The organism is Pararhodonellum marinum, from assembly GCF_015354735.1.
Taxonomy (GTDB): domain Bacteria; phylum Bacteroidota; class Bacteroidia; order Cytophagales; family Cyclobacteriaceae; genus Pararhodonellum; species Pararhodonellum marinum.
In genome coordinates this window covers 32,080-52,747 of the sequence record NZ_JACEFJ010000002.1, presented here as the reverse complement: position 1 = coordinate 52,747, position 20,668 = coordinate 32,080, and the positions used below count along the sequence as shown (strand labels likewise).

Here is a 20,668-nt window from a genome sequence, read left to right as displayed (position 1 = left end):
TGTAGATACCGGGTATAAATCCATTAGTTTTCAAGCTATTGGGTTTTCGGAAAAACGAGAATATACAGCATCTAAAATCCCATTAGGTTTTAGGTAAGCTTAAATCTTGAAATATGGAGATGCTTTACTGAATTGGTCAGATTTATCGTTAATTCTTGGGTAAGAAAAAATTTATTCAGTCGATTGAATCAAGGAAGTAAACTTTTTAACAAGTAATTTCATTTCTTTAACTGAAACTGACTCCAATTCTATGTTTACCAAAAGCCTCTCGATACCTTTATTTTTAGGAACCTGCTTACTTTTCTTTGCCATGCTGTCCTGTCAAAACAAACCTGCAGATCAGCGGGAGGACGATAACATGACAGCAACAGCTGAAACAGAGGAAAAGGGATTGATTCTTTTCTTTGGCAATAGCCTCACGGCAGGCTATGGCATCGATACAGAAGATGCTTTTCCAGGGTTGATCCAAGCAAGAATAGACAGCATGGGGTTACCTTATCGGGTCATCAACGGTGGATTGAGTGGTGAAACCACCGCAAGTGGTAAAAACCGTTTGGATTGGTTTCTGGAGGAAGAACCTGCTGTGTTTATTTTGGAACTTGGTGGTAATGATGGTTTGAGAGGCATCCCTATAGAAGAGACCCGGAACAACCTTTTGGCCATGATCCAAGACGTTCAAACCAAATTTCCGGATACCCATATTCTTTTGGCAGGCATGCAGATCCCTCCCAATATGGGTTCGTCCTACACCAATGAATTTCAGAAAATTTTTCCAGAAGTTGCCCAGGAAACGGAGGTCACTTTGATTCCCTTTTTATTGGAAGGCGTAGCCGGTGACCCTGCTTTGAACCTCCCAGATGGGATCCACCCCACAGAGGAAGGGCATAAAATCGTATTTGAGACGGTTTGGTCGTATTTAAAACATCATTTATAAGACGAAATATGTTTTGTGGTTTAAGCATATGGGAATTCTATTCTTCCAGGGTTGCCACCCGGGGCTAATAACCGTAGACAGGCCTGGGGGATTTTGTAAAAATTGGTCATGGAATAACTGATATCCTGTTTTTCAGTTTTCTGATTATCCAATTTCAGTTGTCGGGTTGTCATGGCCCACCTGCGGGGGCCGGTTATCGGGTTGTCATTTGCGCTTTCGGCTTCCTGTCACTTCTCCGATATCCTATTTTTTTGTTTCCAGCTTCTCCGTTTTCTGATATCCCGATATCTTGTTCTCCGCACACTAATTTCACCTTCAGGCTGTGAACTTCCAGTTTTGAGCCCATTCTCCGATATCCTGATTATCTGTTTATCCAATTTCCGTTGTCGGGTTGTCATGGCCCACCTGCGGGGGCCGGTTGTCAGGTTGTCATTTGCGCTTTCGGCTTCCTGCCCATTCTCCGATGTCCTATTTTTTTGTTTCCAGCTTGTCCGTTTCTGATATCTCGATATCCTGTTCACATCACACTACTTTCACCTTTGGGCTTTGAGCTTCAAGCTTTTTCTCTAATCCTCAGTTTTTCTGTTTTCTGCTTATCCGTTTTCTGGTATCCCGATTTCCTGTTCTCCGAACTCTACTTTCACCTTCAGGCTTTGACCTTCCAGTTTTGATCCCATTCTCCGATATCCTGATTATCTGTTTATCCAATTTCCGTTGTCGGGTTGTCATGGCCCACCTGCGGGGGCCGTTATCGGGTTGTCGGAACCCAAATGCCATGGGATTACGGTCTTGGGGTATTTTCTGTTTTTCTGTTTTCTGAATATCCGTTTCTGATATCCCGATATCCTGTTCACATCACTCTACTTTCACCTTTGAGCTTCAAGCTTTTTCTCTAATCCTCTGTTTTTCTGTTTTCTGCTTATCCGTTTCTGATATCCCGATATCCTGTTCTCCGAACTCTACTTTCACCTTCAGGCTTTGACCTTCCAGTTTTGAGCCCATTCTCCGATATCCTGATTATCTGATTATCTGATTATCTGATTATCCAATTTCCCTTGTCGGGTTGTCACGGCCCACCTGCGGGGGCCAGTTGTCGGGTTGTCATTTGCGCTTTCGGCTTCCTGCCCATTCTCCGATGTCCTATTTTTTTGTTTCCAGCTTGTCCGTTTCTGATATCCCGATAACCTGTTCACATCACACTACTTTCACCTTTGAGCTTTGAGCTTCAAGCTTTTTCTCTAATCCTCAGTTTTTCAGTTTTCTGCTTATCCGTTTCTGATATCCCGATAATCTGTTCTCCGAACTCTAGACACCCATTTCCAAATAAAATACCCAACCTTTTTATTTTAAAATTTTTTATATAACTTGTTTGACAAAACAAAAAAATTTAAAAAACATGAGTATTGAGATCAAGGCCAGTCAAGAGGCCTACGATGTGATCATTGTGGGTTCGGGAGCAGGTGGTGGTATGGCTTCCAAGGTGCTTTCGGAAGCTGGACTTTCCGTAGCGGTATTGGAAGCCGGAGGGGATTTTGATCCTGCCAAGGAAGAGGACCGCATGCAACTCCGATGGCCTTGGGAATCTCCAAGAAGGGGAGCAGGTACCCGGATCAGGCCTTTTGGGGATTTTGATGCGGCCATTGGTGGCTGGGACATCGAGGGCGAACCTTACACCAGAGGTGAAGGAACCAAGTTTGAGTGGTTCAGATCCCGCATGGTGGGCGGCCGGACCAATCACTGGGGAAGGATTTCCCTGCGGTTTGGGCCCAATGATTTCAAGAGAAAAGACATTGACGGGCTGGGAGACAACTGGCCCATTGGCTATGATGATCTCAAGCCTTATTATGACCGGGTCGATAAGTTGATCGGGGTTTTTGGGTCTAAGGAAGGGATGTACAATGAACCCGACGGGTTCTTTTTGCCGCCACCCAAGCCCAGGTTGCATGAACATTTTATCAAAAAAGGAGCCGACAAAGTCAAGGTTCCAATGATCCCTTCCAGGTTATCGATTCTGACCCGCCCGATCAACAATGAACGCGGCGTGTGTTTTTTCTGCAACCAATGCAACCGAGGCTGTCAGGCCTATGCGGATTTTTCCTCCGGCACCTGTTTGGTGAAACCCGCCATGCAAAAAGGAAAGGTAGAACTCTACACCCATGCCATGGTGCGCAAAGTCACCACCAATGACCAAGGTGAGGCCACGGGCGTATCTTACGTCAGCAAGGTGGATATGAAGGAATACAAACTCAAGGCCCGTGTGGTCGTTTTGGGAGCCTCTGCCTGTGAATCGGCCCGTATCATGCTCAACTCCACTTCCAAAACGCATCCCAATGGGGTAGGCAACAGCAGTGGCATGGTGGGTCGCTATGTGCATGACAGCACGGGCGCTGACCGCATGGCCATCATTCCGGACCTGATGGGTAGGGAGCGGTACAATGAGGATGGGGTAGGAGGCATGCACGTCTATACACCATGGTGGCTGGACAACCAGAAACTTGATTTTGCAAGGGGATACCACATTGAATATTGGGGTGGCATGAGCATGCCTGGCTATGGATTTGGCTTTGGCATGGATACACTTCGTAAATACATCAAAGATGAATTCGGCAATCCCAGTCCCAATGGAGGCTACGGTGAAGGACTGAAGAAAGACATCCGTCAATACTATGGCAGCATGGTGGGCATGTCCGGTCGAGGGGAAAGCATCCCCCAATACAACAACTATTGCGAGATAGATCCCAATACGGTGGACAAATATGGCATTCCCGTCCTGAAATTCCATTACCAGTGGACCGACCACGAAATCAAGCAAGCCAAACACATGCAGGATACCTTTGAAGAAATTCTGACCAATGCAGGAGGCATTTTGATGGGCAACAAACCTGGGCCTGAGACCAATTATGGGTTGGCGGCTCCGGGATTGATCATCCATGAGGTGGGGACCACCCGAATGGGCAATGATCCCAAAACCTCAGCCCTGAACAGCAACTGTCAGGCACACGACTGCAAAAATCTCTTTGTGGTGGATGGGGGTCCTTTCGTTTCCCAGGCGGATAAAAATCCCACTTGGACCATCCTGGCTTTGTCCTGGAGAACCTCTGATTTTATCGTAAGCGAACTGAAAAAGAAAAACATCTAAGTACCATGAACAGAAGGGAAAACATCAAATTGTTGTTGGCAGGATCCTTGGGAACAGGGTTGCTTTGGACAGGCTGTAGTCCGGAACAAAAGGAACTCGCCGATACGCCTGTAATCGGAAAGGGGGGGAAATACAACCGAACCGCAGAGGAATTGGAAATTCTGGAAAGGTTGAAAAGCCAGACTTTTTTCTTGGAAGAGGAGAAAAAGAAGGTGGAAATTCTGGTGGATATCATCATGCCGGCCGATGAGGTTTCCGGCAGTGCCACCGAGGCTGGGGTGCCTGATTTTATTGAATTTATGATGAAAGACGCCCCTGCTTACCAAACCCGCATGCGGGGAGGGTTGATGTGGCTGGACCATGAATCTGATGAACGTTTTGGGAAAAACTTTGTGGACCTTTCCGAGAAAGAAAGGATGGCCATCATCGATGACATTGCTTTTCCAGATACCGCCAAACCGGAATTGCGCAATGGGGTGCTGTTTTTCAATCTGATGAGAGACTTGACCACCTGCGGATTTTATACCAGTGAAATGGGTTTCAAAGACCTGGGATACAAAGGCAATCAGGCCAATGTATGGAACGGCGTTCCCGATGAAGTGATGCAAAAGCACGGGTTTACTTTGGATCAAAAATATACCGCCCTCTACCTCAAACCCGAGGAACGGGGCAAAACAGCCGAATGGGATGAACAAGGGAATCTCATCGGATAAAAATTAGGGTTTGCCCTGGGGGAAGTTGCAAAACCACAACCCGGGGTTTTTTTATTCACCTGCTGTTGTCGTGTTGTCATAGCCCACCTTCGGGGGCTGTTGTCTAGTTGTCATTCGCTTTATACTTTGAGCTTTCAGCTTCCAGCTTTTTCTCCGATATCCTGTTATGATTTTGGATTTACGGGTTACGATTTACGAAGATTTCAGCTTCGAGCCCCTTCTCCGATATCCTGATTATCTGCTTATCTGATTATCCAACCCCCGTTGTCATGTTTTCATGGCCCACCTGCGGGGGCCGGTTGTCGTGCCTGCCTACCTAAGGTAGGTTGTCATCTGCTTCTTTACTTTGAGCTTTGAGCTTTGAGCTTTTTCTCCGATACCCTGTTATGATTTTGGATTTACGGGTTACGATTTACGATGATTTCAGCTTCGAGCCCCTTCTCCGATATCCTGATTATCTGTTTATCTGATTATCCAACCTCCGTTGTCATGTTGTCATGGCCCACCTGCGGGAGCCGGTTGTCGGATTGTCGGATCCAAAGTGCCATGGGATTACGGCCTGCCGGTTTTTTCCGTTTTTCTGATATCGTGTTAGGATTTTGGATTTACGGGTTACGATTTACGAAGATTTCAGCTTCGAGCCCCTTCTCCGATATCCTGATTATCTGCTTATCTGATTATCCAATCCCCATTGTCATGTTGTCATGGCCCACCTGCGGGGGCCGGTTTTGGGCCTTCCTACCTAAGGTAGGTTGTCATCTGCTTCTTTACTTTGAGCTTTGAGCTTTGAGCTTTTTCTCCGATATCCTGTTATGATTTTGGATTTACGGGTTACGATTTACGAAGATTTCAGCTTCGAGCCCCTTCTCCGAAATACTGATTATCTGTTTGTCTGATTATCCAATCCCCATTGTCATGTTGTCATGGCCCACCTGCGGGGGCCGGTTGTCAGGCCTTCCTACCTAATGTAGGTTGTCATCTGCTTCTTTACTTTGAGCTTTGAGCTTTGAGCTTTTTCTCCGATATCGTGTTATGATTTTGGATTTACGGGTTACGATTTACGATGATTTCAGCTTCGAGCCCCTTCTCCGATATCCTGATTATCTGCTTATCTGATTATCCAACCCCTGTTGTCATGGCCCACCTGCGGGGTCCGGTTGTTGGGCCTTCCTACCTAAGGTAGGTTGTCATCTGCTTCTTTTCTTTGAGCCTTTGAGCTTTGAGCTTTTTCTCCGATATCCTGTTATGATTTTGGATTTACGAGTTACGATTTACGAAACTTTCGGCTTCGAGCCCCTTCTCCGATATCCTGTTTATCTGCTTATCTGATTATCCAATCCCCGTTGTCTTGTTGTCATGGCCCACCTGCGGGGGCCGGTTGTCGTGCCTGCCTACCTAAGGTAGGTTGTCATCTGCTTCTTTACTTTGAGCTTTGAGCTTTGAGCTTTTTCTCCGATACCCTGTTATGATTTTGGATTTACGGCTTACGATTTACGAAGATTTCAGCTTCGAGACCCTTCCCCGATATCCTGATTATCTGTTTATCTGATTATCCAATCCCCGTTGTCTTGTTGTCATGGCCCACCTGCGGGGGCCGGTTGTCGGGTTGTCGGATCCACCGAGCTATGAGATTACTGCCTGCGGGTTTTTTCCGTTTTTCTGATATCGTGTTATGATTTTGGATTTACGGGTTACGATTTACGAAGATTTCAGCTTCGAGCCCCTTCTCCGATATCCTGTTTATCTGTTTATCTGATTTTCAACACCCTACTTCCTCATCACCTTAATGTGTTCCACCTTGTTCCCCCACTGTAACTCTACAATCAGCAATCCTTTGGGTGCGTAAGGCATGACCTGGCTGAGGTGCTGATTAAGCTCGGTTTCGTTTTGGAAAGTCAGCGGTGCGGTGGCAGTCAGGCTATTGAGGAGGCGCATGGTGATGGCCTCGCCTTGGTAGGCGGTGGATTCCATCAGGCTGATGCGGAAGCTCTCCCCCACCTTGGAAGGATTGGGATAGGCCCGCCATACGCCTTGGGTGAACTGAACTGCGGGCAATCTCACCATCATGGTTTTGCTGTAAGCATAGGTGCCATTGTAGTCTACCTGCTTGAGTCGGTAATAAACGGGTCCGGAACGGAGGGGAAGTTCTTTGTCTTCAAAGGCGTAATCCACGATCTCATCTGACCAACCCATACCTGTCACCTGCCCGATTTTCTGGAAAGCCTTGACGCCATCATCCGAGCGTTCAATTTCAAAGTGGCTGTTTTCCCATTCTTTGGTAGTGGACCATAGAAGTTCAGCTAATCTAGAAGTACTAGAAAGAACAGCGTTAAAATTAGCAAGCTCGATAGGTAATATTCTTGCTATATTGAAAATCTCTGATCTACAGGTTCCTGTCTGGGTATCAACAATGGTTAGTTTGTAGGTTCCTTCAGGAAGATCTTCAATTCGAGATTCTTCAGAATAAAAATCCTCATCATCAAAAGAAGACCAATAATAAAAGAAATCACCATCATCATTGAATTCGATATCAATAGATCCGGTTTCAGTGGGTATATTTTCATCAATATCGACAATAGTTACTTGGTCAAATACATCATCGTAGGTTAAAGCTTCAGGAACACTTCCATTTAAAGGAATGGGTGTTCCCTCAAGTGTTCCTTGGTTCACTGTTAAATTAACAGAAAAGGTACTTCCTGCTGGAATTGATACGTCTGTCAAATTAAAATCAGTAGAAGTTCCTGTAATATTTCCAGGATTTATAGTGTATTGCCAATTGATTGAATAACTCTGAGTGGGGTTTCCACCGAATAAAGAGGTTAGAAAAAAAGAAATCAATGGATCTTCCCCTTCAATGCATTCATAAATATAGTCAAAATTATAGGATAGTGACCCAACTTCTATCGGAACAGATAAACCTCCAGAACATTGTGCAGGATTGTAATTGTCGCAGCTATAACTGTTTGCTAGATTACTGTTATTATTGGGTGTAAATACAACTAAAGCGTTTGACAGTTCATAAAATTCATTGGCACACACGAAATCTAAATCAGGAATTGGAATTTGAATGGAACACGGGCTATTCTGGCAAGGGGACACAGTTCCTACAAATCTTTCTATATATGTTGATTCTATTGGGTCGCCATCTGGATCACTTATATTCTTTTTGAGGATATCTGCCATTATCCTTAGATTATGAACATTATTTTGTCTGTTGGAGGAATATAAAATTGAAATAAAATATGGTCCTCCTCCATCACAAATGTTTTCTCTGGGATTTCCATTACTATCACTGAAATAGGAATTTAATATGATGAAACTATTTTGTTGACCTTGACAAGTATTACAATTCTCTCTCAAATCTGGTCTGTCAGCACTTTGCCCAAAACCCGTAGCCATGCCAAAGGCTGTAAAAAATATAGATAAAATTAAAATTCTTTTCATATCAGGTGAATTTGAAGCAGAAAACTAAAATTTTGTCTTTTAAATACTAAAAATTGTAATTCACATCCCGAATTTAGAAAATAATTCAATAGCATCCAACTTTTTGGAAACCACCAAAAACACCCAATGGATCAATATGGGATAATCAAGAAATTAAAATAGCTTTATTTTGATGATTTATACGACTAAATAAATTTGAATGAGGGTCTAATTTTATATTCGGATAAATCATAATGATTTAACGAGGGTAAAAAATGCTAAAAGAAAAATGATGAATATTTTAAAAAAGATAAAAAATCAGGTGCTTAACCCACTCCATAATCGTAAAAATGGGGCCAATTTCATCACTTACTTTTTCATCACCTTGAGATGCTCCACCTTATTGCCCCAGCGGATTTCCAGGATAACCAGTCCTTTCGAGGCTTTTTTCAGAAATTCGGAGGCCAATTGGCTAAGTTCCTGTTCGTTCTGGGCGGCATGGTATGGGGTAGAAGCCAAATTGGCGATCATCCTGATCTGTAGGGGTTCGTTTTTGTATTCTTGGGCATCCAGCAGACTGATCTGAAACTGATCCCCTGTAGTTGGATTGGGATAGGGTCGCCATACGCCTTTTGCAAATTCAAGCTTGGGAACCGTAATCATCATGGTTCGGCTGTAGCTGTGACTGCCGTTGAAATCCACCTGTTTGATCCGGTAATATAGCTTGCCTCCCACCAAGGGCAATTGCCTGTCTTCAAATAGGTATTCAGAGATTTCGTCCGACCAGCCGGCACCCGCCACCTGTCCGATCTTTGCAAAAGATTTGATGCCATCCACAGACCGCTCCACCTCAAAATGGCTGTTTTCCCATTCTTTCGACGTCGACCAGGTTACCTTGGAAGATCTTGATTCAGGTTGGTATTTGGCATTGAGATAGAGGAATTCTACAGGGAGGATGCGAGCTATTTCATATCTGATGATTACAACACCTGATCCTCCATTTCCTCCAGCCCTATTATTACCTCCAGCGCCTCCACCACCTCCACCAGTTCCGGAAAGTCCCGGTGAAGCAGGTGTATTTGCATCTCCTCCAGAACCTCCTCCACCATTTCCTCCAGCACCATAGTTAGAAGAACTAGGAGCTCCGCCTCCACCTCCTGCACCAAATCGTTGAGGGATTCCATTGATGTTCGAAAGAAGGCCGATACCGCCAATTCCACCTGAAGCATTTGAATTGGTTACTGATTCTCCTATACCTCCGGCTCCACCGCCTCCGCCACCCCATTGCCTATTAGAGTTACCGGATGAAAAGCTGCTGCCACCGTTTGTTCCATTTCCATTTCCAGGCCCACCATCTCCGGTGTCTCCTGTAGTTTGTGCACCTGCTCCACCACCAGAACTATTATTGGAACCTGGTAATCCATTTCTGGCATTAGAGCGACCACCGCCACCGCCTCCTCCAGCAGTAATAAGAATTACGCCATTATTAAAGGTACTTGGCTGTCCATTTTTTAAGGCTGTGGTAGTTGCTCCACCAGTTCCTCCATTTCCTACTGTTATTGCATAATTTGATCCCATAGGTATGCCAGGAGCTGGTATAGAAAAGGTTTGTCCTAGAACGGCACCTCCACCACCTCCGCCACCTGCTTTATTGGCGTTTCCTGAATTGGTTCTGCCTCCTCCACCTCCTCCACCTACTACCAACACCTGGTATTCTGTCAAGTTTTCAGGAGGAGACCAGCTTCCATTACAGAAATAGGTGATGATTACGACTGCTCCATCTTCTATGGTACTGGTAAGAGAGCATGGATCACCAGATGTTCTTGTACAAGTACTCCCATCATTTGCCGATTGATAACATCCATTTTCCTGAGTCAAAAGGTTACCAAAAAATCCATTTCTATTTCCATCTACAATGAAGTTGGCTTCATTAGTGATAAATACAGGATTATTGCTGTTAACATTTAAGTTTCCTGATGCTTGCAGATAGCTGTTACCTCGGACATCAAAAGCTCCACCACCACTCATATTGATGTTACCACCAATCCTTACATCGGTGTCTTCCCTGAGATTAAAACTTCCGTTGGAAAGATTCAAGTTTCCCTGAATTCTAATTTGGGAATTACCTAGTGCATTCAAGTTTCCCCCTGAATTGAAGGTCAAAATATTTGTTCGAAATTGTCCTTCCACATTAAGTACCGTTGTGCTGTTGATAGTGGTGGTTCCTAGTACAATCAATTGAGATCCCGGTGCCACATTAATCGTGGCATTGTTTGAATTGAGAATCAAATCTCTTACTGTGACTGTACTGTTTCCAGTTATATTAATAACCCCACCTCTATCGACAAATATGGTTCCATTTGGGGCATTGATTTGGCCACCATTGTTCACATTGATTATCACATTATTTGGAGCGGGAAGGCTGGAACCTGAAGTATTGAAAGTTAGATTTTGCTGGAATATCAAATTTCCATTTGGCCCATTGATGTTTAAAGTTCCAAAATACCCACCTCCGAATTCATTGTTGCTATCAAAAACAACCTCATGGTTAACCACAACATCTACCCTACAATTGGCAGCATAATCGCTAGTAGCGGGCGGAGCATTTCTTAAAACAGCACATCCAAATGGATTGGTTCTGGTCCAGATTCCAGCCGTACTCCAATTCCCATTCTGATTGGAGGTAAAAGTTTGGCTTTCTGAATATTGAGAAAATAGTGTAAGGAAAACAGTTACAAAAATTAACTGATAAAAGCGCTTCATAAAAAGTTAATCATCGTCAAGTGTGTAAATCCTATCTAACTGTAATTCAGCCCGAAAATAATTCTATTTTTCTTAAAATAAACATGATTTTCTTAAAAAATTTTCAAAACTAGGGATCTGATTTTCATGGTTAAAAAAAGTGGTTTGAAAAGGGCAGCTAACTATGACCTTCAGTGAAAAATGCCTTGAAAACACAAAACCCCGACAGTTTCTAAGAAAGCTGCCGGGGTTTTGATGATCAATGATTTACGGATTATCCGTTCATGCTGATCAGGAACTCGGAATTGTCCCGGGTGCCTTTCATCCTTTGCAGCAAGAACTCCATGGCTTCCTGTGAAGTCATGTCGGACATCAGCTTGCGCAGGATCCATACCCGCTGCATTTCTTCCTTGTCCATCAACAGGTCTTCCCTTCGTGTGCCGGAACCCGGTACATCGATGGCAGGGTAAATCCTTCGGTTGGACAGCTTTCTGTCCAAGGACAGCTCCATGTTACCGGTACCTTTGAATTCTTCAAAGATCACCTCGTCCATTTTTGAGCCGGTCTCTACGAGTGCGGTTGCGATGATGGTCAGGGAACCTCCGTTTTCTACATTACGGGCAGCACCGAAAAAGCGCTTGGGCTTGTGCAGGGCATTGGCATCCACACCCCCGGAAAGGATCTTACCGGAAGATGGCACCACGGTATTGTATGCCCTGGCCAATCGGGTGATGGAATCCAGGAGGATCACCACATCATGCCCGCATTCTACCATTCTTTTGGCTTTCTCCAACACGAGGGAAGCCACTTTCACATGCCTTTCTGCCTGCTCATCAAAGGTAGAAGAAATCACCTCTCCTTTGACAGATCGGGCCATTTCGGTCACCTCTTCCGGTCTTTCGTCAATCAAAAGGATCATCAGGTGAACTTCAGGATGGTTTTCTGCAATGGCGTTGGCTATTTTTTGCAAAAGGACTGTTTTACCGGTCTTAGGTTGGGCGACGATCATGCCCCGCTGTCCTTTTCCGATTGGTGCAAAAAGATCCACGATTCGGGTAGAATAATTGTCTGCCTTGGTGGTCAGGTTGAGTCTTTCTTCCGGGAAAAGTGGGGTCAGGTATTCAAATGGAATCCTGTCTCTGATTTCTTCGGTTGTCTTTCCATTGACAAAATTGACCTTCAGCAAGGCAAAGTATTTTTCTCCCTCCTTAGGTGGTCGGATGGTTCCCTGCACATGGTCACCTGTTTTCAGGCCAAAAAGTTTGATTTGTGAAGGAGACACATAAATATCATCCGGTGAAGCGAGGTAATTGTAGTCCAAAGAGCGTAGAAAACCATAGCCATCCGACATGATTTCCAATACCCCTTCGTTTTCAATGATCCCGTCAAACTCTTTGACGCTCACATAGTTTTTCTTTTTGTGGTGGTGTACCACCGTTTCTCCTGTCGGAATAAAAGCCTCTTCAGGATCTTTGATGTTTTTTCTGCGCGGGAGGTCTACCTCTTTTTCCTGGTCTTTGTTGATTGAGGCGGCGGCAGCTTCTTCCTCTACCACCACGGCACGGCGTCGAGGCCTAAAACTCCGCTGTCGCTCTTCTTCTGCGGCAGCAGCTGCCTTTTTGTCCTCCGCAGAAGGTTGTTCTTTCCTTTCAGGTCTGTCTTCTCTTTTGTGGGGGGACTTTTGGTGTTCTTTGTGGTTGGGGGCTTTGGGCGATTCTTTGGCTTTGGGGCTTTCCTCTTTTTTTTCCTCGGGGATTTTTTCCTCTTTGGGAAGTTCAGTGACATTCTGCCTTCTGAACTTGGGCTTGCTTTCGGCTTCCTCTTCCTTGTTGGCTTTGGCCTTTGGGGCCTCTTGCTCGACTGCTTCTGGGGTGGGTTCCTCCTCTGTCTTGGTGGGCTTCTTTTTAGGGAGGGCTTTTTCTGGGGTGATGGCCTGTTGATCTAAAATGGCATAGACCAAATCATCTTTTTTGAGAGATTTGTGGTTTTTTACGCCCAATTCCTCAGCAATCTCTTTGAGCTCAGAGAGAAGTCTGATTCGTAATTCTTCTATGTTATACATAAAAAACGTAATGAAAGTAATAAGATGTGATTAATGAAGATGATTATTGAATGATTGATATAAAAAGGTCTTCAGAATATGGTAAAATCCTCGGGACCGGGATTTTCGAACACTGTGACAACGCAATATTACCACAACTGAATTAAATACGCAAATAAGAAGGGTTTTTTGTTTGTTTTACTCACATTTCTTTTTTAACGTTCCAATCGACATGAAATCTAACTCCTTTTAATAAATTTGTGGGATGCAAGCACAAGAAATCAGGATATACAATACGCTTACCAAAGAAAAAGAGGTTTTTGAGCCAATCAGCCCACCTTTTGTCGGACTTTACGTCTGTGGGCCAACCGTCTATGGAGATGCCCATTTGGGTCATGCCCGGCCTGCGGTGGTTTTTGATACGCTGAATCGCTACCTTACCCATCTGGGTTACAAGGTACGCTTTGTCAGAAATGTGACAGATGTAGGCCACTTGCAGGGCGATGCGGATGAAGGAGAGGACAAAATTGCCAAAAAAGCCAAGCTGGAACAACTGGAGCCGATGGAAATTGCCCAACAATATACCGATTCCTACCATCGGGACATGTTGGCCCTAAATACCATCAAGCCAAACATCGAACCCCGTGCCACCGGCCATATCCCCGAACAAATTGCCTTGGTAGATGGCATTCTCAAAGAAGGGTTTGCTTATGAAGTCAATGGAAGCGTCTACTTTGACGTTTTGAAATACAATGAAACATACAAATACGGCAAGTTATCCGGAAGGGTATTGGAAGAGCTGATGAGTGGCAGCAGAACCTTGGACGGTCAGTCGGAAAAAAGGAATCCATTGGATTTTGCCCTCTGGAAAAAAGCTTCTCCCGAGCACCTGATGCAATGGGAATCGCCTTGGGGAATGGGTTTCCCTGGCTGGCATCTGGAATGTACAGCCATGAGCACCAAATATTTAGGCCATCAATTTGACATCCACGGTGGTGGGATGGATTTGATGTTTCCCCACCATGAATGTGAGATCGCACAAAACAATGCCTACTTTCACCATGATCCTGCCAAATATTGGATGCACAACAACATGATCACCATCAACGGGCAGAAAATGGGGAAATCCTTGGGGAATTTCATTACCTTACAGGAGCTTTTCAGCGGGACCCACCCACTCTTGGAACAGGCTTACAGCCCCATGACCATTCGGTATTTTATCCTTACAGCCCATTACAGGTCTACCTTGGATTTTTCCAATGAAGCCTTGAGGGCCGCACAGAAAGGATATATCAAACTGATCAATGGCCTTAGGATAGCCAAAATGCTGACCTACACCCATGAGGATGGATACGGGATTGACGAAAAGCAGGTGGAGCAGGTCAACCATAGCATTGAACAGGCTTACCGGTCCATGAATGATGATTTCAATTCAGCTCAGGCCATCGGACACCTTTTCAACATGTTGAAGAAAATCAACAGCCTATATACAGGCCAATTGAAGCCGGCCTTGTTTGGAGAAAAGGTATTTAGGGAACTTATAGCTGTATTTGTTCTTTTTGTGGAGGAAATACTTGGCTTGGTGGAAGAGCCGCAAAGCCATCAAAAAGCTTTGCTTGACATGTTGCTTAAAGTGTATGCCGAAGCCAAGCTGGCCAAAAATTACCATAAAGTCGATGAAATCCGTAATGATCTCAAAACCATCGGCGTTGCAGTAAAGGACATGAAAGATAAAATTGATTGGGCATATGAGGAATAGAATTTGGTTATGCCTGATTTTAGGGACATTTCTGTATGCTTGTGGCGGAAGAGAAAGGGCAGAGGAAACTGCAGTTCCCATTGATTACAAAGACGTTCCCGCCTTCAATGCGGATTCGGCTTATGCTTTTATCCAAAAACAAGTGGATTTCGGACCCCGGGTGCCCAACACAGCAGGTCATGAGGCCACCAAAAACTGGCTCATTGAAAAGCTTAAAGGGTATAAATTAGAAGTTCAAACACAGGAGTTTTCTGAAAAAACCTATGATGGTCAATTGTGGGACCTGACCAATATCATCGCTTCTTATAAGCCGGATGCCAAAAAAAGAATTCTCCTTGCTGCCCATTGGGACAGCAGGAGAATAGCCGATAAGGATTCTGAAAGACTACACGAACCCATCGAAGGTGCCAATGATGGCGGTAGCGGGGTAGGAGTGCTCTTGGAAATTGCCAGGGTGCTTGCTTATGAAAACCCAAAGCCGGATGTGGGCATTGACTTCATCTTCTTTGATGGAGAGGATGATGGAGAGCCAGAACACCAAGACACCCGAAACCGGGCCAGGGAATATTGGTGGTGCCTGGGTTCGCAGTATTGGTCCACCAATCTCCACGAAAGAGGATATTCTGCGTATTTTGGGATCTTGGTGGACATGGTAGGGGGCCGGGGAGCCAGGTTCTACAAAGAAGGCTATTCAGTTCGCTATGCAAAAAACATCGTCAACAAGGTGTGGAATTATGGACATGAGTTGGGTCACAGTGACTTCTTCCAGATGAGAGAGACTGCTGAATTGGTGGATGACCATTTGTTTGTCAACAAAAATGCCGGCATCCCCATGATCAACATCATTGAATTTTCACCCGATTACGGGTTTGGACATTATCACCATACCCATGCGGACAACATGGACATGATAGATAAAAGGACACTCAAGGCTGTCGGGGAAACGGTTTTATTTACCATTTACCAGGAATAAAAATGAAGAAAGGCCAGGTTACCATCACGCACATTGCAAAAAGACTGAAAGTCTCCGTATCGACCGTTTCCAGAGCCCTAAGGGATTCACCCGAAATACACCCTGATACCCGCAAGAAAATCGTGGCGATGGCCAAGGAAATGAATTATCAGCCCAACCTGGTAGCCCAAAGCCTGCGCAACAACAAAACCCGGACCCTTGGCATTGTGGTGCCTGAGTTGACATCCCACTTTTTCGCTTCCAATATCAGCGGGATTTATGATACAGCGATCAAACGGGGCTACAATGTGATGATCTGCCAGTCCAATGAATCCTATGAACAGGAAAAAATGAACATCCGCACCCTTGTGGGAAGTAGAGTGGATGGGCTTTTGATCTCCCTATCCCGTGAGACCAGAAGTTATGAACACTTTTTCGAGCTTTATGAGCAGGAGATCCCCTTCGTGCTTTTTGACCGGGTAAGTGAGGAAATACCTGTTTCCAAAGTAACGGTCAATGACAGCAACGGGGCCTATAATTTGACCCAACACCTGTTGGATCAAGGAGCCAGGAACATTGCCTTTATTTCTGGTCCGGAGGATTTATACATTAGTAAAAAAAGGAAGGAAGGTTACTTAAAAGCATTAGAAGATTTTGGTTTGCCCATCAAGCCTGAATTGATTTTGGTTAGTGATCTGACCACGGAGTGCAATAAAAAAATTGCCAAAAGCCTGATAGAAAGAGCCGATAGACCTGATGCCATATTTGCCATGATCGATCCTTTGGCGGTGGATGTGATGATGGTGTTGAAAGAAAACGGCGTCAAAATTCCGGAAGAAATCGCTTTGGCGGGATTTACCAACAATCCCACCTCCGAAGTGGTGGAGCCTTCGCTTACCACTGTCTCCCAACCAGCCTATCAAATCGGAAAGCTTGCCGCCAATCACCTTTTGGATCAACTGGAAGGCCTTGTTAGCACAGATCCCCAATCCTTTGTGCTGGATACCACCCTGGTGATCCGTCGTTCTTCAGTGAAGGCGAAGTAAATGGCATTCCATTGCAATCGTTATCAGGCTTTTTTCTTTTTATCTCCCTTGATTTTTACCTTTATTGTTAAGTTAATAAATAGCTGATTTTAAATTTAAAGGACCGGAGGTCCCCAGAGATCCGTTGGCAGAATTAGAAAAGCACATTAAGCAGAAATTTATAGCACTTTTTGAGACGGAACCCCTGTTGGTTTATTCCCCAGGCCGGATCAATTTGATCGGAGAGCATACAGATTACCACGAGGGATTTGTGCTACCAGCAGCCATTGATAAAAAAATCATCGTGGCCATAGCTGCCAATGACCTGAAGGTGGCAAGGTTGCATGCTTTGGATTACGAAGAAAATTTTAAATTTTCGCTTGAGGCCTTTGCCCCAAAACCCAACCATTGGGCTACGTATATCATGGGGGTGGTGGCTCAGTTTCAACAGGCAGGCCACCTGGTGGAAGGGTTTGATCTGGTTTTTGGTGGGGATATACCGGTAGGTTCCGGGCTCTCATCTTCTGCTGCGTTGGAGTGTTCTGCCGGTTTTGCCATTGCCCAGCTTTTCGGTTTGTCTATCCGCAGATTGGATTTGGTACGGATGGCTCAAAAGGCTGAGCACCAATTTGCAGGGGTCAAGTGTGGCATCATGGACCAATATGCCTCCGTCATGGGAAAAAAGGACCATGCCATCTTGCTTGACTGCCGGAGCCTGGAATCCACCTATTTTCCTGTTGATTTGGGAGATCAACAATTGTTATTGGTCAATACCCTCGTCAAGCATTCATTGGCCAGTTCGGCCTACAATGAAAGGCAACTGGAATGCCAGGAAGGATTGATAGCCATGCAGCAGCTGCATCCGGAGATCAAATCTTTAAGAGATGCCAATCTTGAGGTACTGGAATCCGTCAAAGCCCAGATCAGTTTAAAGGCTTTTCGCCGTTGCCAATACGTACTCCATGAAAACCAACGGGTCTTGGATGCTTGTCAGCTTTTGGAGAAGGGTGATTTGAAGGGTTTTGGGCAAAAAATGTATGCTTCACATCAAGGGCTTAGCGAAGAGTATGAAGTCAGCTGTCCAGAACTCGACTTTCTGGTTGATTTCACCAAAGAAAACAAATCAGTTTTGGGGAGCAGAATGATGGGTGGGGGCTTTGGTGGCTGCACCATCAACATCATAGAAAGGGCTGCCGTGACCGGTTTTAAATCTGCGGTCGCCAAAGCTTTTGAGGATCAATTTGGCCACCAACCGGAATTCTATGAAGTAGAGCTTATGGATGGGACTGGCCTTTGTTTACCCTAGGTAATACTAACTTTGTTCTGATAATTTGAGCTGCCAGTTCCAACTGTCCCTTAGCCCATCTTCCAGATCAAGTTTTGCCTTCCATCCCAGCAATTTTTCTATTTTTTCAGTATTCGCCCATACCTTTTCTATGTCCCCTGGCCTTCTGGCCACAATTTCATAATTCAGGCTTTTCCCACTTACTTTCTCAAAAGTCTGTATAACCTCCAACACCGAATTGCCTTTTCCCGTGCCTACATTAAACAGGTCTAAATAAGTGTCAGGTTTGTTATGAAGGTATTCCAGCGCTTTGACATGGGCGTCCGCCAAATCCATCACATGGATGTAATCCCGGATACAACTCCCATCCGGGGTATTATAATCGTCTCCGAAAACCAAAAGTTTTTCGCGGATTCCTACTGCGGTTTGGGTTACGAATGGGACCAAATTGGCCGGCACCCCTATGGGAAGCTCTCCGATCAAGCCGGTGGGATGCGCACCGATCGGGTTAAAATAACGCAGAGATACGATTCGGTTTTTGGCCCCACTTTTGACTAAATCCCTAAGGATATCCTCACAGATAATTTTTGTATTCCCATAGGGGCTTTCAGCTTGCTTTCTTGGGGTGTCTTCCTGCACGGGAAGTTCATCCGGCTGCCCATACACCGTACAAGAGGAGGAAAAAACCAGGTCCTTGACGCCATGTTTTTGCATGACTTCCAGTAGGACCAAAAGGGAGTTTAGGTTGTTTTTGTAATATTTTAGGGGCTTTTGGGTGCTTTCTCCCACGGCTTTGCTGGCTGCAAAATGTATGGCCCCTGTCAAAGCGTTTTCCGAAAAAACCCGATCCATCAATTGATTGTCATTGCAGTCTCCCTCATAAAATTTTACGGATTGGCCCAGGATTTTTTCCAGGCCAATGAGCACAGATTTGGAGGAATTGGAAAAATCATCAATTATGATGGGTTCGTAACCTGCATTGACCAATGCAATGGCCGTGTGGGTGCCAATGTATCCCGCACCGCCGGTTATCAGAATTTTTGTCATAATAAAAGTAGAAACAGGTTAAAATTAAATTAAAGATTGTAGAATAATCTACGCACACAAAATAAAATAAGGATTTTTTCAAAAACTTTTAGCCATTTTTCAAATCCGATTGATTTGGTCTTAGCACCATAGTGCAAGGGAAAGTTTTCAATATCCAACGCATAGCTTGCTCTTTATTTTTCCAAATCAGCAAAATAGCACCTTGCAAAATTAATTGATTTTTATTGCCATCAAAAGGAATCAGGAAGGATGAAACCTAAAGTCTGTGGAAATGTTAATATCTTTATAACCAAGAAGTAAACCCAAAATATAAAAATCAAAGTTATGATGAGTTTTGAACTCAATGAAAACCAGGAAATGATCGCCCAAATGATTCGGGATTTTGGTGCGAAGGAGATTACCCCATATCGGAATGAATGGGATGAAAAACAATTTTTTCCCTTGGAATTGTTTAAAAAGCTTGGAGAACTAGGCCTGATGGGGGTTTTGGTCCCTACCGAATATGGAGGTTCCGGCTTTGGCTATCTTGAGTATGTCACGGCCATAGTTGAATTATCAAAACTGGATCCCGGTGTAGGGCTATCTATGGCTGCCCACAATTCTTTGTGCACAGGGCATATCATGATGTTTGGTTCCGAGGAACAAAAGCAAAAATACCTCCCCAAGCTGGCTACATGCGAAATGCTCGGCGCTTGGGGACTTACCGAGCCCAATACCGGTTCGGATGCAGGAAACATGCGCACGGTGGCCATCAAAGACGGAGATCATTATGTGATCAATGGGGCAAAAAATTTCATTACTCATGGAGTATCAGGTGATGTGGCTGTAGTAATCGCAAGGACAGGAGAGGTGGGAGATTCCCATGGGATGACCGCTTTTGTGATAGAAAAAGGTACTGCCGGATTTAGAGGTGGCAGAAAAGAGGATAAATTGGGCATGCGCTGTTCGGAAACTGCCGAAATGATCTTTGAGGATTGTAGGGTACATGAAAGTCAGGTTTTGGGAGAAGTAGGTGAAGGTTTTATCCAATCCATGAAAATACTGGATGGGGGTAGGATTTCCATAGCTGCGCTTTCTTTGGGTATTGCGGAAGGGGCATTGGACGCGTCTTTGGCTTATTCCAAAGAAAGGCAGCAATTTAATCAACCCATCAACCGCTTTCAGGGAATTGCTTTTAAATTGGCCGATATGGCTACAGAAACAGAAGCAGCTCGATTGCTAACATTCAAAGCTGCTGATTTGAAAAACAGGGGTGTCAAAGTCACTTTGGCCAGTGCAAAGGCCAAGTACTACGCCTCTGAAGTAGCTGTCCGAAATGCCAATGAGGCTGTGCAGATATTCGGGGGATATGGGTTTACCAAGGATTATCCGGTAGAAAAGTATTACCGTGATGCCAAACTCTGTACTATTGGCGAAGGAACATCAGAGATCCAAAAACTAGTGATTTCCAGAGAGGTATTGAAGTAATCAATAAATAAAGGAGCTTTTTTAAACATTGGAATTTGCTTGTCAGTTGAACGTTTGGCGGTATGGATTTTGAGTTTTGGCCTCAGTCCTTTTATTTGAAATATATTCTTTTTACATTTGCAACCGCGAAAGGAGGTGTAT

General features: G+C 44.6%; 12 protein-coding genes. 8 read left to right on the top strand and 4 right to left on the bottom strand.

Annotated features, from left to right (window positions below):
- Window positions 1–250: 250 nt before the first annotated feature.
- From H1A14_RS03950 to H1A14_RS03940, 3 genes are all read left to right on the top strand, one after another.
- The gene (locus H1A14_RS03950) at window positions 251–934 is read left to right on the top strand and encodes an arylesterase (RefSeq protein ID WP_394355324.1); all 684 of its coding nucleotides are present in this window, start codon (window positions 251–253) and stop codon (window positions 932–934) included.
- Between the two features lie 1,396 nt (window positions 935–2,330).
- Window positions 2,331–4,073 (top strand): GMC oxidoreductase, encoded by a 1,743-nt coding sequence (locus H1A14_RS03945; protein WP_194774927.1) that lies wholly within the window; start codon window positions 2,331–2,333, stop codon window positions 4,071–4,073.
- A gap of 5 nt (window positions 4,074–4,078) precedes the next feature.
- Window positions 4,079–4,786: a gluconate 2-dehydrogenase subunit 3 family protein gene (locus H1A14_RS03940; protein ID WP_194774926.1), complete on the top strand. Its 708-nt coding sequence runs from the start codon at window positions 4,079–4,081 to the stop codon at window positions 4,784–4,786.
- 1,767 nt (window positions 4,787–6,553) lie between these two features.
- Here H1A14_RS03940 and H1A14_RS03935 read toward each other — a convergent pair.
- The 3 genes from H1A14_RS03935 to rho all read right to left on the bottom strand — a co-directional run bounded on the left by H1A14_RS03935 (window position 6,554) and on the right by rho (window position 13,013).
- Window positions 6,554–7,969, bottom strand: a complete 1,416-nt coding sequence (locus H1A14_RS03935; protein ID WP_194774925.1) for a hypothetical protein — start codon at window positions 7,967–7,969, stop codon at window positions 6,554–6,556.
- Between the two features lie 609 nt (window positions 7,970–8,578).
- Entirely contained in the window at window positions 8,579–10,972 is a 2,394-nt protein-coding gene (locus H1A14_RS03930; RefSeq protein ID WP_194774924.1) for a glycine-rich domain-containing protein, read from the bottom strand.
- A gap of 253 nt (window positions 10,973–11,225) precedes the next feature.
- Entirely contained in the window at window positions 11,226–13,013 is a 1,788-nt protein-coding gene (rho, locus tag H1A14_RS03925) for a transcription termination factor Rho (protein WP_194774923.1), read from the bottom strand.
- 244 nt (window positions 13,014–13,257) lie between these two features.
- On the opposite strand from rho, the gene cysS reads away from it, so the two are divergent.
- From cysS to H1A14_RS03905, 4 genes are all read left to right on the top strand, one after another.
- Window positions 13,258–14,751, top strand: a complete 1,494-nt coding sequence (gene cysS, locus H1A14_RS03920) for a cysteine--tRNA ligase (RefSeq protein WP_194774922.1) — start codon at window positions 13,258–13,260, stop codon at window positions 14,749–14,751.
- A complete protein-coding gene (locus H1A14_RS03915) occupies window positions 14,741–15,724 on the top strand; it encodes a M28 family peptidase (protein WP_194774921.1) in 984 nt (327 codons plus the stop codon). The genes cysS and H1A14_RS03915 overlap by 11 nt, the downstream gene beginning before the upstream one ends.
- Before the next feature lie 2 nt (window positions 15,725–15,726).
- Window positions 15,727–16,749, top strand: a complete 1,023-nt coding sequence (locus H1A14_RS03910) for a LacI family DNA-binding transcriptional regulator (RefSeq protein ID WP_194774920.1) — start codon at window positions 15,727–15,729, stop codon at window positions 16,747–16,749.
- 124 nt (window positions 16,750–16,873) lie between these two features.
- Window positions 16,874–18,034 (top strand): galactokinase, encoded by a 1,161-nt coding sequence (locus H1A14_RS03905; RefSeq protein ID WP_194774919.1) that lies wholly within the window; start codon window positions 16,874–16,876, stop codon window positions 18,032–18,034.
- 6 nt (window positions 18,035–18,040) lie between these two features.
- Here the strand turns inward: H1A14_RS03905 and galE are convergent, their stop codons facing one another.
- Complete coding sequence (galE, locus tag H1A14_RS03900; protein ID WP_194774918.1) at window positions 18,041–19,060, bottom strand: UDP-glucose 4-epimerase GalE; 1,020 nt, start codon at window positions 19,058–19,060, stop codon at window positions 18,041–18,043.
- Window positions 19,061–19,387: 327 nt separating this feature from the next.
- Here galE and H1A14_RS03895 point away from each other — a divergent pair, with 327 nt between their 5' ends.
- Window positions 19,388–20,527 carry an acyl-CoA dehydrogenase family protein gene (locus tag H1A14_RS03895; protein WP_194775511.1) on the top strand — a complete coding sequence of 380 codons (1,140 nt, stop codon included), beginning with the start codon at window positions 19,388–19,390 and terminating at the stop codon, window positions 20,525–20,527.
- The last annotated feature ends 141 nt before the right edge of the window (window positions 20,528–20,668 follow it).

Excerpts from the sequence above, each read along its gene's own strand:
- H1A14_RS03950 (WP_394355324.1), top strand. The coding sequence starts at position 251 with ATGTTTACCAAAAGCCTCTCGATACCTTTATTTTTAGGAACCTGCTTA.
- H1A14_RS03945 (WP_194774927.1), top strand. The coding sequence starts at position 2,331 with ATGAGTATTGAGATCAAGGCCAGTCAAGAGGCCTACGATGTGATCATT.
- H1A14_RS03940 (WP_194774926.1), top strand. The coding sequence starts at position 4,079 with ATGAACAGAAGGGAAAACATCAAATTGTTGTTGGCAGGATCCTTGGGA.
- H1A14_RS03935 (WP_194774925.1), bottom strand. The coding sequence starts at position 7,969 with ATGGCAGATATCCTCAAAAAGAATATAAGTGATCCAGATGGCGACCCA.
- H1A14_RS03930 (WP_194774924.1), bottom strand. The coding sequence starts at position 10,972 with ATGAAGCGCTTTTATCAGTTAATTTTTGTAACTGTTTTCCTTACACTA.
- rho (WP_194774923.1), bottom strand. The coding sequence starts at position 13,013 with ATGTATAACATAGAAGAATTACGAATCAGACTTCTCTCTGAGCTCAAA.
- cysS (WP_194774922.1), top strand. The coding sequence starts at position 13,258 with ATGCAAGCACAAGAAATCAGGATATACAATACGCTTACCAAAGAAAAA.
- H1A14_RS03915 (WP_194774921.1), top strand. The coding sequence starts at position 14,741 with ATGAGGAATAGAATTTGGTTATGCCTGATTTTAGGGACATTTCTGTAT.
- H1A14_RS03910 (WP_194774920.1), top strand. The coding sequence starts at position 15,727 with ATGAAGAAAGGCCAGGTTACCATCACGCACATTGCAAAAAGACTGAAA.
- galE (WP_194774918.1), bottom strand. The coding sequence starts at position 19,060 with ATGACAAAAATTCTGATAACCGGCGGTGCGGGATACATTGGCACCCAC.
- H1A14_RS03895 (WP_194775511.1), top strand. The coding sequence starts at position 19,388 with ATGAGTTTTGAACTCAATGAAAACCAGGAAATGATCGCCCAAATGATT.